Annotated in this window: 10 protein-coding genes; 3 read left to right on the top strand and 7 right to left on the bottom strand. The window is 64.5% G+C overall.

Features of this window, described 5'->3' with window-relative positions:
- Positions 1-240: 240 nt before the first annotated feature.
- Positions 241-3360 carry an efflux RND transporter permease subunit gene (locus HHA01_RS03705; protein WP_141317865.1) on the bottom strand — a complete coding sequence of 1040 codons (3120 nt, stop codon included), beginning with the start codon at positions 3358-3360 and terminating at the stop codon, positions 241-243.
- Positions 3360-4475, bottom strand: coding sequence for an efflux RND transporter periplasmic adaptor subunit (locus tag HHA01_RS03710; protein WP_141317867.1), 1116 nt, complete (start codon positions 4473-4475; stop codon positions 3360-3362). Before HHA01_RS03710 ends, HHA01_RS03705 begins: the two co-directional genes overlap by 1 nt.
- Before the next feature lie 277 nt (positions 4476-4752).
- On the opposite strand from HHA01_RS03710, the gene HHA01_RS03715 reads away from it, so the two are divergent.
- Together HHA01_RS03715 and HHA01_RS03720 are read left to right on the top strand one after the other, a co-directional pair.
- Positions 4753-5928 (top strand): BaiN/RdsA family NAD(P)/FAD-dependent oxidoreductase, encoded by a 1176-nt coding sequence (locus HHA01_RS03715; protein WP_141318042.1) that lies wholly within the window; start codon positions 4753-4755, stop codon positions 5926-5928.
- A gap of 77 nt (positions 5929-6005) precedes the next feature.
- Entirely contained in the window at positions 6006-7016 is a 1011-nt protein-coding gene (locus HHA01_RS03720; RefSeq protein WP_141317869.1) for a CHAD domain-containing protein, read from the top strand.
- A gap of 47 nt (positions 7017-7063) precedes the next feature.
- Here HHA01_RS03720 and HHA01_RS03725 read toward each other — a convergent pair whose 3' ends face one another.
- From HHA01_RS03725 to HHA01_RS03745, 5 genes are all read right to left on the bottom strand, one after another.
- Positions 7064-7798 (bottom strand): ParA family protein, encoded by a 735-nt coding sequence (locus tag HHA01_RS03725; protein WP_141317871.1) that lies wholly within the window; start codon positions 7796-7798, stop codon positions 7064-7066.
- Positions 7799-7908: 110 nt separating this feature from the next.
- The gene (locus HHA01_RS03730; protein ID WP_141317873.1) at positions 7909-8217 is read right to left on the bottom strand and encodes a YqjK family protein; all 309 of its coding nucleotides are present in this window, start codon (positions 8215-8217) and stop codon (positions 7909-7911) included.
- Positions 8192-8599: a phage holin family protein gene (locus tag HHA01_RS03735; RefSeq protein ID WP_141317875.1), complete on the bottom strand. Its 408-nt coding sequence runs from the start codon at positions 8597-8599 to the stop codon at positions 8192-8194. The genes HHA01_RS03730 and HHA01_RS03735 overlap by 26 nt, the downstream gene beginning before the upstream one ends.
- On the bottom strand, positions 8599-8961 hold the full coding sequence (locus HHA01_RS03740; RefSeq protein ID WP_141318044.1) for an ElaB/YgaM/YqjD family protein: 363 nt from the start codon (positions 8959-8961) through the stop codon (positions 8599-8601). Before HHA01_RS03740 ends, HHA01_RS03735 begins: the two co-directional genes overlap by 1 nt.
- A 99-nt stretch (positions 8962-9060) precedes the next feature.
- Positions 9061-10170 carry a phospholipase A gene (locus HHA01_RS03745; RefSeq protein WP_141317876.1) on the bottom strand — a complete coding sequence of 370 codons (1110 nt, stop codon included), beginning with the start codon at positions 10168-10170 and terminating at the stop codon, positions 9061-9063.
- 154 nt (positions 10171-10324) lie between these two features.
- Here HHA01_RS03745 and mscK point away from each other — a divergent pair, with 154 nt between their 5' ends.
- Positions 10325-13726 carry a mechanosensitive channel MscK gene (gene mscK / locus HHA01_RS03750; protein ID WP_307725338.1) on the top strand — a complete coding sequence of 1134 codons (3402 nt, stop codon included), beginning with the start codon at positions 10325-10327 and terminating at the stop codon, positions 13724-13726.
- Positions 13727-13730 lie beyond the last annotated feature (4 nt).

The following is a 13730-nucleotide window of genomic DNA, read 5'->3' on the forward strand; positions in this document are numbered from 1 at the left end:
GCTGATCATTTCAGCATCATGGATTTCCTCATGGCAGGGAAGATGCTCGTGCGACAGCCAGTGTCGCAATCACGACGCACGCCCCGACAGAGTCGTTGCCACACACAGACTAGCGGGTGCGGACGTTACTCGGCCAGGTAGTGTCGTGGCCAGGGCGCCTGGTGGTGTCAACGCTGATGGCTGGGGGCATAACGCCAGGGGCCGCCACGCTGACGGCCCTTGGGGCGGCAATGTGCGCCCTCAATGGCCCGCTGGGTGCTCGGCCATTTCGCGATCCAGGCGTTGTGCCACGGCGCCGGGGGAACCGGTGCGGCGAGCCAGCAGGTCATAGGCCACCGGAACCACGAAGAGGGTGAAGACCGTGGCGGTGGCCAGGCCGCACAAGATGACCGTGCCCAGCACCAGGCGTGTCTCGGCACCGGCGCCGCTGGACAGGATCAACGGGATCGCCCCGGCCATGGTGGTCACCGCGGTCATGATGACCGGTCGCAGACGAGTCACCGCGGCTTCGACCAGAGCCTCGTGGAAGCGGTGTCCGGCATCGCGCAGCTGGTTGGCGAACTCGACGATCAAGATGCCGTTCTTGGCGGCCAGCCCGACCAGCATGACCAGCCCTATCTGGCTATAGGTATTGAGCGTCTGACCGCTCAACCACAGACCCAGCAGGGCACCGATCATCGCCAGAGGTACGGTGATCATGATCACCAGCGGATGAACGAAGCTCTCGAACTGAGCGGCCAGCACCAGGAAGACGACCAGCACGCCCATGCCCAGCAGGAAGGTCGTGGCGCCACTGGCTTCCTGATAGTCGCGGGCCGTGCCTTTGACGCCGGTCTGCACCTCAGGCGGCAATACCTCGCTGACGGCGTTGTTCATGTAGTCGAGAGCCTTGCCCATGGAATAGCCATCGGCCAGGTTGGCCTGGATGGTGATGGCACGCATGCGATTGAAACGGTTCAGCGTGCTGGGACCGGCGAAGTCGGTCAGGGTCACCATGCTGGAGAGGGGCACCAGCTCGCCGGAGCGCGACGAGCGCACCATCAGGCTTTCCAGCGAGCGCGGACTGGGCCGGGAGCCCCGTTCGGCCTCAAGGATGACATCATACTCCTGGCCATCGTCGACATAGCGCGTCACGCTGCGCCCCCCCAGCAGAGTTTCCAGGGTGCTGCCGATCTCGGTGACGGTCACGCCCAGATCGGCGGCGCGTTCGTAATTGATGTCGACTCTGAGCTGCGGCTGATTCTCCTCGTAGTCACTGTCGAGGTTGAGCAGATTTGGGTTGTCCTCGCGGATATGGGCGATCAGGGTGTCGCGCCACTTACTGAGCTGATCGTAGGTACTGCCGCCCAGCACGAATTGCAGGGCCTGCTCGGAGCTGCTGCCACCGCCAAAGCCCTGGGGCATGATCGGGAAGGCCGTTATGCCCGGCAGGTCGGCGAGGCGTTGCCGAACCTCGGCCATAATCGGCCAGGCCGGACGGCGCTCGCTCCAGTCGCTGAGGTTGACGATCACCATGCCACTGTTGAAGTTTTCGATGGCGCCCCAGCCCATTGGCGCACGAACCAGGATGCGCTCGACTTCGCCTTTCTCGCGCATCGGCAGCAGTCGCGCCTCGATTTCATCCATGTAGTCTTTCATGTAGTCGTAGGTCGCGCCGGGTGGACCATTGACGACGATGAAGAAGGTGCCGCGATCCTCCTGGGGCGTATACTCGCGGGGTAATTGGTCGTTGATCCAGACCATGGCACCGAGCAGGGCGACAAACAGCACCATGACCGACCAGCGCCAGCGCAGCACGCGCTCCAGCAGGCTGCGATAGGCTCCGCGACAGGCATCCAGCGCACGATGCACGGCATGGGCGACGCGCCCCTCATGCATGTCGCGCTTGAGCACCTTGGAAGCCATCATCGGCGTCAGCGTCAGGGCCAGCAGGGTGGAAATGGCCACCGCAGCGGCAAGCGTCAGGGCGAATTCCGAAAAGAGTCGGCCGATGTCGCCCTGCAGAAAACTCAATGGCACGAAGACCGCGATCAGTACCAGGGTGGTGGCGATGACGGCGAAGGCGATCTGGCGGCTGCCACGATAGGCCGCCACCAGGGCGCTTTCGCCACGCTCCTGCATGCGTCGGTGAATATTTTCGAGCACCACGATGGCATCATCGACGATCAAGCCGATGGCCAGCACCAGCGCCAGCAGCGTCAGCAGGTTGATGGTGAAGCCCATGGCGGCCAGAGCGGCGAAGGTACCGATCAAGGCAATGGGCACGGTAACGGCGGGGATCAGGGTGGTACGCAGGTTGCCGAGGAAGATGAAGATTGCCACCACCACCAGCCCCATGGCGATGAACAGCGTCTTCACCACATCGGCGATGGCGTTGGAAACGAAGGTGGAGGCATCGTGGTGCAGCTTGAGCTCCATGCCCTCGGGCAGGTTGGGGGCCACGCGTTCCATCTCGGCCTTCACGGCCTCGGACAGCGCCAGGACGTTGGCAGTCGACTGCTTGCGAATGCCCAGGCCGACCATGGGCACGCCATTGCCGCGGAACATCGAACGCTCTTCCACGGCGCCGATCTCGACCTCTGCCACATCGCTCAAGCGCACCAGGTAGCCGCTGTCGTCCTCGGCGAGCACCAGATCGCGAAAGTCCTGGGGCGTCGAGAAATCCCGGGGCAGGCGTACCATGAACTGACGATCCACGGACTCCACCGAGCCGCCGGGTAGCTCGACGTTCTCTTCGCGCAGGCTGTCCTCGACATCGCTCACGGTGAGGCCCCGCGCCGCCAGCGCATCGGCATCCAGCCAGATCCGCATGGCGTATTCCTCGCCACCGCCGACGACCACCTGGGAGGCTCCCTCCAACACCGAGAAACGGTCGGTCAGGTAGCGCTCGGCGTAGTCGGTCAACTCATCGATGGCATAGTCACTGCCGGACAGCGACAGCCAGATGACCACGTCCGAGCCGGAGTCTTGCTTGCGCACCTCGGTGGCGTTGGCGGCATCGGGCAGGTTGTCCCGGGCGCCGGCGATGCGCTCGCGAATATCATTGGCGGCGGCATTGATGTCCTTGTCCAGGCTGAATTCCACGGTGATGCTGGAGCTGCCGTCGGAACTCGAGGAGGTGATCAGCTCGATACCGCTGACGCCGCTGATGCGATCCTCCAGTACCTGGGTAATGCGGGTTTCCACTACGCTCGCCGAGGCCCCAGGATAGTCGGTATCGATGCTGACGATCGGCGGGTCGATGGACGGATATTCCTGCAATGGCAAGCGGTCGAGGGCGAGCAAGCCAAAGACCACGATGAGAGCCGCCAGTACCGTGGCGAGGACCGGCCGCTGGACGGAAATATCGGACAGACGCATCAGGCATCTCCCGCATCACGATTGGCACGCAGCAATTCGCGAACCGAAGTCTCGTCATCGGTGATGCCGAGCAGGCGCACTGCATCGCCATCACGCACCCGTTCGGCACCATGGTTGACGATCAGATCGCCGGCTGTCAGGCCCTCGAGCACCTCGGCTTCGCCGGGGCGGCGCTCGCCGACGCGTACCCGACGGCGCTCGACGGTTTTGCCATCCTCTCCCTCCTGGATGACCAGCACATAGTGACGCTCCCCTTCGGGGATCAGCGCGGCCTCGGGGATGACCAGGGTCTCGCGCTGTCGGCGTGCCACGGTGACTTCCATGAGCATGCCGGGGCGCAGTTGCCGCTCGGGGTTGTCGAGTATCGCGCGCACCGAAGCGCTGCGAGTGACGGAATCCACTCGGGGCGAGATGGCCGCAATCTCGCCTTGAAAGCTGGCTTCGGGGTAGGCGGCGCTGGTGGCGGTCAGTGACATGCCTGGCGCGAGTGAGCCCAGTGCGGTGGCCGGCACCTGAAAGTCGAGTTTCATGCGATCGAGCTGGTCCAGCGTGGCAAGCTCCGTGCCCGGAGAGACCAGGGTGCCGGCGCTGACCTGGCGGAAGCCGACTACCCCGGAAAACGGCGCCTGTATCGTGTAGTCCTCGAGCTGGGCCTGCAGTGCCTCGACTTCGGCCTGGGCCTGACGCAACTGGGCGCGGCTATCCTCGGCCTCGGCCCGGGTGCCCAGGTTGCGCTGCTGTAGCTGGCTCAAGCGGTCCACCTGAGCCTGGCGTTGATCTCTCAAGGCCTTGGCAGCACGCAGGTCGGCTTGTGCCTGATCGTTGGAGAGGCGTACCAGGACATCACCGGCCTCGACATGCTCGCCGCCCTCGAACTCGAGGCTCTGGATGGTCTCGGTTACCGTGGCCGAGATCGTCACACTCTCGTCGGACTTCAATGTTCCCAGGGCTTCCAGAGGATCGCTCCAGCGGGCCTGTTCCACCCGCGAGGCGATGACCGCGGTGGGCTCGCGGGCAGTGGGTGTCTGGGCCAGCAATGGCGACGCCAGACTCAGGCCAAACAGCAACAGGCAAACAGCACGGCGCCAGGGAGGGAATTGAGGTCTCGAGGTCATGTCAGGCTCGCTTGATCCAGCGGATGTGTCACCGGGCATCCCGCCCTGGTGGTACCGGTGCCAACTCACATGGCACCGGGTCGAGCAATACACGCATCAGGGTACCCTGTTTGGGGTGCCCAAGGGATGGCAAGAGTGTGGCAACAATGCACAAGTTGCGTTCCGCCTGTCGACAGCCGGCTCTGCTAGAATGCGCGCTCGCCTGGTCGATGAACGCATCGGCCAGGCGGCAGCAAACGAGCTCATGACAGCGGCGGCCAGGGGCGAAGGCAAGGCAATGACATACGATGTGGTGGTGATCGGTGCAGGGGCTGCGGGCCTGATGTGTGCCCTGACGGCAGGCTATGCCGGGCGCCGGGTGCTGGTGGTGGAGCACGCCAGCAAGCCCGGCAAGAAGATCCTGATGTCGGGGGGCGGACGCTGCAACTTCACCAATATGGCGACCACGCCGGCGAACTTCTTCTCGCGTAACCCGCATTTCTGTATCTCGGCTCTGAGGCGCTATCGGCCCGAGCATTTCGTCGAGCTGGTCGAGCGGCATGGCCTCGAGCATGTCGAGAAAGCGCCAGGCCAGTTGTTCTGCGCCGGCTCCGCCAAGGAGCTTCTGGACGTGCTGCTCACCGAGTGCGAGTGGGCCGGGGTCGATATACGCCTCAAGACGTCGGTGCACTCGCTGGAACGGCAGGGCGAGGGTATGCGGCTGGCGACCAGCCTGGGGCCGATCGAGGCCGGGGCGGTGGTGGTGGCCACCGGCGGCCTGTCGATCCCGACCATGGGCGCCACCGGCTTCGGCTATGAGATTGCGCGCCAGTTCGGGCTGGCGGTCACCGAGACACGCGCGGCGCTGGTGCCGTTCACGTTGACCTCGCAGTGGAAGGAGCGTGCCGCCTCGCTGGCCGGCCTCAGCCACGAGGTGGCGGTACGCTGTCGCGATGGCGAATACCACGAGCCCATGCTGTTTACCCATCGAGGGCTGTCCGGGCCGGCCATGCTGCAGATTTCCAGCTACTGGCATAGCGGTGACGCGCTTTCCATCGATCTGTTGCCTGGTACTGAGGCGTTCGAGGCGCTGATCACCGCGCGCCGCGACGCGCCCAAGCGGCGCTTGAGTACCTGGCTGGCCGAGCGCCTGCCACGTCGGCTCGCCCAGGCCATGGTGGAATGGCATGGTGGCGATGCGCCCCTGGCGGAGTGTTCCAACGCCACCCTGTCGGCCTGGGCCGCCTACCTCAACGACTGGCAGCTCAAACCCGCTGGTACAGAGGGCTGGCGGACCGCCGAGGTTACGATGGGCGGTATTGACACCCAGGGGATATCTTCTAAAACCTTCGAAGTTCAGGGGCTGCCGCAGCTGCGCTTCATCGGCGAGGTGCTGGACGTCACCGGCGAACTAGGGGGCTACAACTTTCAGTGGGCCTGGGCCTCTGGCGTCGCCTGTGGCCAGGCGGTGTGAGGCGATAGGGCTGATGCGGACTGTCGTGCCTGGCAGGGCTTTCTATACTGAAGGCGTCACGGCACGGAGTCTGCGTCATGGGGAAATCGCTGCAGAAACGGCGCCTTGGGCGCGTGGTGGGAGATGTCGGGCTGGATCTGGTCAAGGAGGCGCGGCGTGCGCGGCCGCGTGTCATGGACCCCGAAGATCCCGAGGGTCTGCATGATTTCCGGGTGGCCCTGCGTCGTCTGCGCGTCTGGCTGCAGGCCTATCGGCAGCAACCGGGCATTCGGGTGCCCAAGTCGCTGCGTCGTGATCTGCGCGACCTGGCCAGGGCCACCAATGCGGCCCGCGACGGCGAGGTGATGCTGGCATGGCTCGAAACCATCCAGCCGCAGCTGTCGGTGCGCGAGCGGCATGCGGCCGGCTGGTGGCAGCAGCGCCTGGAGGCACAGGTGGCAGAGGCTTACACAGAGGCTCATGAGGCCATCGAGTCGCGCTTCCCCGAGCTGGAGCAGCGTCTCATCGCGCAGCTCGAGGCGATACGGGACGGCGATTCCGACAGGAAGGCAAGTGGCAAGAAGAAGCGGGCGAAAGGTCGGGGAGGAGGCCCGCCGCGTTTCGGAGAGGCCAGTGCCCAGGTGCTGGACGCGCTGCGCGAGCGTCTGGAAGCCGAAGTCGCGGCCGTGGGCTCGGTGGAAGACGCCGAGTCGCTGCACCGCCCGCGTATCACCGGCAAGCGCATTCGCTATCTATTGCGCCCGTGGCGCAGGGTATCGGCGGATTGCCATCAGGCCGAGCGCGCCATGAAGGACTTTCAGGATGCATTCGGCGTCCTCCACGACGACCTGGTGCGCGAGGCTGCCATGCATTCGGCCGCTCTTGAACAGGGCCGCCAGGAACTCGATGCCAGATTGACCCAGGCCGCACAAGGCCAGGCCGGGCGTGCCACGGCCCCCGCTCACCTGCGCGGTTTCATGGATCTGCTGAGTGCACACCGGACCCGGTTACTGCGACACTATGATGACGCCATGGGTGCCGGTGGCGTGGCAAATATCGATGCCCTTTCGGTGCACTTGAACAGAGCCGCCGAGGCCATGCGTCAATGAGCTGGTCAGGCGGGCCAGCGTGATGACACTGGCGGCAGGGGGCATCGCTACTGGAGCCGCTGGGAAATCTCGTTCCACAGGGCCTGGTAGTTGCGGGAGGCCGTGGTGCGGGGCGCGAAGGCATGCAGCGGGGCACGCTCCAGCCCCATGCGCTCGACGGCACTGGCCGCGGGAATGACCGTGGACAGCATCAGGGGCCAGCCGTTCTGCATCTCGTCGATCATCTCGACATGCAGCTTGCGTCGCCGGTCCGCCAGGGTGATGAAGGGCCAGAAGGTGCAGGGCAGCTCCTGTTCATCCAGGAAGTCGCGCAACTGTTCCAGAGTGCGCATGGAGAGCGTGGTGGGAACCACCGGCACCAAGAGGGCATCGACGCTGGAGAAGATGTTCTCGGACAGGTGGGACAGGCTCGGGGGGCAGTCGAGGATGACCAGATCATAGTCCTTGCGCACCGGCTTGAGAATCTGGCGCAGGTGACTGTTGCCGCGCTTGGCCAGCAGGTTGTCCATGTCCCGTGATGCCAGGGCGGCAGGCAGTACATCCAGGTTATCGACCTGGGTATTGCGTATGACCTTGTCCAGATCGGCCTTGCCCTTGACCAGTTTTTCCACGCCCCCACGCACCTTGGGCTTGGTACGCAGGTAAAAGCTGGTGGCGGCCTGCGGATCCAGGTCCCAGAGTAATACACGGTTGCCGGCACGCGCGGCTTGAGCGGCGAGGTTGACCGATGAGGCGGTCTTGCCGACTCCTCCCTTGATGCTATAAAGCGCCAGCATGCGCATGGTGAGCGGCTCCCTGATGTGTCATTAATATGTTGGTTAATTGACACCGCATCATAACAAGAATGACATAAACAATTGTTACGACCAGATGATGCATGCCGCCTCCGGCATCAGGAAAGCAGCTTGCCGAGGCGTTTCAGGGTGAGGGCCCCCATGGCGACACGGTTGGCGGCCTTGATGGCCGGCCCGGGACGACGCAGGACCACCGTCAGCAGGATGCCACTGCCGATCAGAAGCGGGGTACGCAGGCGGTTCAGCATCTCCCACCTGTCGTCCAGCGGGCTGATGGCATCGTGCCACTGCTCGCTGGCCATCAGGGTATCGAGGCGCTGGTCTTCGATGGTGGCTTCCAGCGCCGCCTTGCGCTGTCGGCGAGACGGCGATGCGTCCCGGCTATTGCTGGCGTTGTGGCGCTTCACGTTGTGACTCCAGCAGTTCACGGTCCAGGGCCAGGTGCTTGAGAGTGCTGGCCAGCAGAGTGGGGCGACGCGCCAGATGCATGACCCAGGCCGCCAGGCCGGCTCCGCCGAACAACAGCACGCCCGCGCTCACGGCAATGGCCATGAGGCGGTGGCTTTCCCAGAAGGCGACGATGACCAGGGTAGTCAGCGCGCCGAGTCCGAGCAGCAGCAGGATCATGCTCAGCCCGGCGAGCAGCAGTATGCCCACCAGCCGCGCGCGTTCCTCTTCCAGTTCGAGAACGGCGAGTCGCAGGCGCGTCTCGCCGGTGGCCAGCAGGCTGCCGAGTATCCGTTTGCCGGCATCGAACAGCCGCTGAGCCGGTCCCTGGCTCTCCGACATCAGCGCCGTCCGATCAGCAGACCGATGACCACGCCGGCGGCGGCGCCGATGCCGATGCTGGTCCAGGGGTTGTCATGCACATAGCGGTCCGCGCTGTCGGCCCGACGCGTCACATGGTCGCGCGCTTCGTGATAGGCGTGTTCGCCACGCGACTCGAGACGGCTGCGGGTATCCTGGAGGCGTTTTTCGGCCCGCGCACGCATTTCCTTGACGTTCTGTCGAGAGTCATCGGCCGTGGCGTTGACCAGCTCCTCGACCGTCCGCGAGAGGTGATGGAGGTCATCCTTGAGTTGCTGGGAGGCCTCCTGGCGCTGTGTACGCGAGCTCTCAGGTGTTCCGCTGCCGCTTGATGTTTCTTCCATCATGACGTCTTCCTCCGGGTGTCGATCGTGTCCAGCATATGAAGTTGGCGTTAGCGGTGCAATCACTTTGCTTGCCCCGCAACCTCGGGTGTTGTGGCGTCAGCGTCCCAGAAGACCCGACGAGAACAGCGGATTCAGACTAAAGCCGATCCCCAGGCGATGCACGTTGCGATCATAGTCGATCAGGCTGTCTCCGTAGCCGGTGTAATACTGGACGTGCCCGCGTATCTTGCCGAACAGCGGCCAGGAGTAGTCGAACTGGGCCCCCAGATTGCCATGGGCGGGGTTGCCGCGGACCATCAGGCTCGCTTCATGGTCCCCGAAAAAACGCCGCGCCACAGTAATATCGCCGTAGCCCATGTATTCCTCGATGTCCGGGTTATCGTCTTCCTCGGCCGATTCCGGTATCCGCCAGTGAGGCTGCAGCGAGACACCCCAGCCATCCTTGATGAAGGTGCTTGTCAGGATGACACGATTCCAGCTGCGCGACATCTCGCCGGAGCGGCCATTGGACTGATGATTCAGAGCCAGGCGGTTGTTGATGTTGGTCCAGCCAGCGAATGTCCAGTCCGCGTTGAAGTCGGCAAAGATCTCGGGCTCGTAGTTGGTTTCGCGGAAGGGCGAGGAAGCGTCGGTATTATAGGCCTGCCACCAGCTTTGCTGGGTATAGGCGAAGAACAGGTCGCCGTCTGCCGGCAGGAGGTCTTCCGCCAACTGGAACTTGGCGCTGAACTGGAACTTGACCTCCATGTGATCCGCATCGGCGTCGTTGTCGATACTGTTGAAGGCCGGCTCATTGGGGCTATTGGTATAGCTCAACGGCAACAGGTAGTTACGCCGATGGGTCGTGATGGCATAGGGATTCTGCTCGGACTCTTCCTCCAACAGGCGACGCGTGACCACGGACGTCTCCAGCGGCTGTTCCGGCTCCGCCGTCCCGGCTGCTTCCACCTGACGGCCCCCGGCGTCCTGCGCCGAGTGTTGGCTGGATGTTGCATCGACCCGGGCGGACGTGGGGGCCGCCTGGGGCGAGCCGGCGGCACGCTCGTCTTGCAGGCGCCCGCGCAACTTGCCGAGTTCGGCCTGCAGCGACTGAATACGCGACTCGATGGCCTCGCGCTCGGCTTCGGTCAGGGGTTCCGCCGCCTGGGCCTGGCTCGACAGGCCGGCCAGCATCAGGGTAACAACGAGGAGTCGAGATGGCTTCATGCGCCGCCTGCTTGATTGGGATATAGGCCCTCGTTTCTACCATGACGACAGGGCAAGTCAACTGTGGCGGTATGGCGACGAGAAGCGTTGCTTTGCCGACCCGATGCGCCGAGAATCCAATCAACCTGGTGATGTCACCGATGACGAGGTGTCCGTGAACAGAGTCTCCCGCCGTGCCGGCAAGCGAGTCTTGCACATTGTTTGCCTATTGATGCTGTTGATGGCCTCGACGAGCTGGGCGGCTGACTTGCCGACACGCGAGTCGCTGGAACAGCGCCTCGAGGAATTGCGTCCCGCCGACGGCCAGCAGGTCGATGCGGCGACCCAGGAAAAGCTCGATATTCTCCAGGCGACCCTCCAGGAGCTGGCGACGCTGGAGGCTACGCGGGCGCGTCTCGCCGAGCTCGAGTCGCGGATCGGTCAGGCGCCGGAGGAGATCGAAGCGCTGCAGCAGGCGCTGCAGGATAGCGAAGACGATACCCCTGCGGATTCGCTGTCGTCACTGGAATCCCTGCCACTGGCGACCCTCGAGCAGCGGCTGGAGGCCGCCAGCGTGGCGCTGCGCAATGATCAGGAACGCTTGTCACAGGTCGAGACGCGTCTGCTGGGCACCCAGACACTGCCCGAGCGTGCACAACAGGGCATCGCCGAGGCCACCGAGCTGGCCGAGCAAAGTCGTCGCAGCCTCGAAAACCTGAACGCACAGAATGTCGAAGAACGCGATCCGCGCTTGCTGCAGGCCCGCGTCAAGCGCGCCCTGGCCGAGCAGCGCCTGGCGTTGCATCAACGCGAGCTGGCCACCAACACCCGGCTGCGTGAGCTGGAGCGGCAGCGGCGGGCGCTGCTGGAGCGCCAGGTCGCCAGTCAGGAAGCTCGTCTGCTGTCGCTGCAACGCCTGATCGACGAGCGCCGTCGCGAGCGCTCCGAGCAGGCCATTGCCGATGCCGTGCAGGACGAGCCCGATGAGGTGGCACGGCATCCGCAGATCAGCGAGGCACAGCGCATCAATCGCGAGCTGAGCCTGGAACTGCTGCGGATGACCAGTCGCTCCAATGAATTGGTGCGCCAGGGGCTGGACGTTCGCCGTCAGCTCGAGCAGGTACGTCAACTGCAACGTGGCCTGGACGAGCATGTCGATGCCATCCGTGGCAGCACCTTGCTGTCGCGGATTCTGCGCGAGCAACGAGAGGCCTTGCCTCAGGTGGAGGTGCGCGGTGGCCTCAAGGATGAAATCGCCGACTGGCGACTGCGCCAGTTCGAGCTGGAGCGCCAGAGTGATGTGCTCAAGGATGCCGAAGCACAGGCGCGCCAGCGTCTTCAGGAGGCGGGTGTCACGGATGTCTCGACGGCACTGGTGCAGCCCCTGACTCAGCTTTTGCAGGCGCGTCGTGACCTCATGGACCAGTTGGAGCCGACCTACAGCGAAATGCTCAGCTCGGCCATCGAACTGCAGCTGCATCAGCAGCAGCTGCTGTCTACCAGCCGTTCGCTGCGCGACACCATCGACAAGCAGCTGTTCTGGATTGCCAATGCGCGGCCGCTCGACCTTGCCTGGCTGCTCAAGTTGCCCGAGCATCTGCTTACCGAGTGGCGAGAGGGCGAGTGGCGCCAGCTTCTGCCGCATCGCTGGACCCTGCCGGATGCCGGCGCCCTGATCGCCATTGTGCCGTTGTTGATGAGCGGCGTGTTGCTGCTGTTGCGGCGTTCGCTCAAGCGTCGGCTGCAGCGCCTGCATGAAGAGATCGGCCATCTGCGTTCGGACAGTCAGGCCCACACGCCCCAGGCGGTGTTGCTCAATGCCCTGCTGGCGGCCCCCATGCCACTGCTGCTGGCGGGTGTCGCGGCCGTGCTGTCGTGGGGCGGGCAGGGCGCCGCGCCGGTGATCGGCGGCTCTCTGGTTCAGGTCGCCCTGGCCGGGGCCGTGGTCGCCATGGCACGACGCCTGCTGGTGCCGGATGGCGTGGCGGTACGGCATTTCTACTGGCCTGCCGGCTATGTGGCGCGCCTGCGGCGCTGGCTGTGGTGGCTGCTGGTCGCCATGATTCCGGTGCTGCTGATTGCCCCACCGGCCAGAGAGGCCGGCATCAACCTCAACCTGCGGCCGGTAGCGATGCTGATATTGCTCGCCGGCTTCGTCGGCATGAGTGTGTCGCTCGGCAAGCTGATCCTGGCGCACACGCCCTTTTTCGGCGTCAAGCTGTTCCGCCTGGTGCTGGGGCTTTCCATGGCTGCCGTGCCGCTGGTGCTGACGGGCCTGGTCGTCTCCGGCTATGCCTACACCGCCCTGAGCCTGGTCAGCCGCTTCGTCATGACGCTCTATCTGCTGGGGGGCTGGATTCTGGTCGAGGCGGCGGTGGTGCGCGGCCTGGCCGTGGCCGCCCGTCGGCTGGCCTACCGGCGTGCCCTGGCACGACGCCGCGCCCAGCAGGAACACGAGGGGGAGAGCGGCCTCGATATCGTCGAGGAACCGCCGCTGGACATGCAGCAGGTCAACCAGCAATCCCTGCGGCTGGCCAAGCTGGGGCTGATGATCGGCTTCCTGGTCGCGCTCTACATGGTCTGGGCGGATCTGTTGACGGTCTTCGGCTATCTGGAACAGGTCATGCTGTTTGCGGATGAAGGGCAGGGCGCCGACATCGTCGGTGGTGCCATGTCGGTCGCGGATATCATCGTGGCCCTGATGATCATCGGCCTGACCCTGATGCTGGCGCGCAACCTGCCCGGACTGCTGGAAGTTATGGTGCTGTCGCGGCTCGAGCTCAAGCAGGGCAGCGCCTATGCCATCACCTCGCTGCTGTCCTACACCATCGTCGGTACCGGCGTGGTCATGTCACTCGGCGCGCTCGGCGTGGCCTGGAGCAACCTGCAGTGGCTGGTCGCTGCCCTGGGTGTCGGCCTCGGCTTCGGCCTGCAGGAAATCTTTGCCAACTTCATCTCCGGGTTGATCATTCTCTTCGAACGCCCGGTACGCATCGGCGACACCATTACCCTGGGTAATCTCACCGGCACCGTCAGCCGCATTCGCATCCGAGCCACCACGGTCACCGACTTCGATCGCAAGGAAATCATCATCCCCAACAAGACCTTCGTCACCGACCAGTTGATCAACTGGTCGCTGTCGGACAGCATCACCCGAGTGATCCTGACCTATGGCGTGCAACTCGGCACGCCACCGCAGCTGATGCAGCGACTTCTGCAGCAGGCCGCCGACGAGAACGAGCGCGTGCTGCGTGACCCGCCGCCGGAAATCTTCTTCATGCGCTATACCGAGAGCGCCATGGAGTATGAGCTGCGTGTCTACGTCAACAGCCTCGGCGATCGGCTGTTTGCCACCGACGAAATCAACTCGCGGGTCGGCCAGCTGCTGGCCGAGCATGACCTGAACATCGCCTTCAATCAGATGGATGTCTGGCTGCACCGCAGCGACGGCACCAGGGCGCGACTGGAGTCCCGGCCATCCGCGAGTTCGTCGAGCACAAAGCCGCCCAGTCACCCGCCCCCGGGCGCGCCCGGTGATCCCGGTGATGTCAGTGGTGGCGACGGGGGCGGACGATAGTTGT

Source organism: Halomonas halmophila (genome assembly GCF_006540005.1).
GTDB classification, from domain to species: Bacteria; Pseudomonadota; Gammaproteobacteria; order Pseudomonadales; family Halomonadaceae; genus Halomonas; species Halomonas halmophila.

Excerpts from the sequence above, each read along its gene's own strand:
- HHA01_RS03705 (WP_141317865.1), bottom strand. The coding sequence starts at position 3,360 with ATGCGTCTGTCCGATATTTCCGTCCAGCGGCCGGTCCTCGCCACGGTA.
- HHA01_RS03710 (WP_141317867.1), bottom strand. The coding sequence starts at position 4,475 with ATGACCTCGAGACCTCAATTCCCTCCCTGGCGCCGTGCTGTTTGCCTG.
- HHA01_RS03715 (WP_141318042.1), top strand. The coding sequence starts at position 4,753 with ATGACATACGATGTGGTGGTGATCGGTGCAGGGGCTGCGGGCCTGATG.
- HHA01_RS03720 (WP_141317869.1), top strand. The coding sequence starts at position 6,006 with ATGGGGAAATCGCTGCAGAAACGGCGCCTTGGGCGCGTGGTGGGAGAT.
- HHA01_RS03725 (WP_141317871.1), bottom strand. The coding sequence starts at position 7,798 with ATGCGCATGCTGGCGCTTTATAGCATCAAGGGAGGAGTCGGCAAGACC.
- HHA01_RS03735 (WP_141317875.1), bottom strand. The coding sequence starts at position 8,599 with ATGTCGGAGAGCCAGGGACCGGCTCAGCGGCTGTTCGATGCCGGCAAA.
- HHA01_RS03740 (WP_141318044.1), bottom strand. The coding sequence starts at position 8,961 with ATGGAAGAAACATCAAGCGGCAGCGGAACACCTGAGAGCTCGCGTACA.
- HHA01_RS03745 (WP_141317876.1), bottom strand. The coding sequence starts at position 10,170 with ATGAAGCCATCTCGACTCCTCGTTGTTACCCTGATGCTGGCCGGCCTG.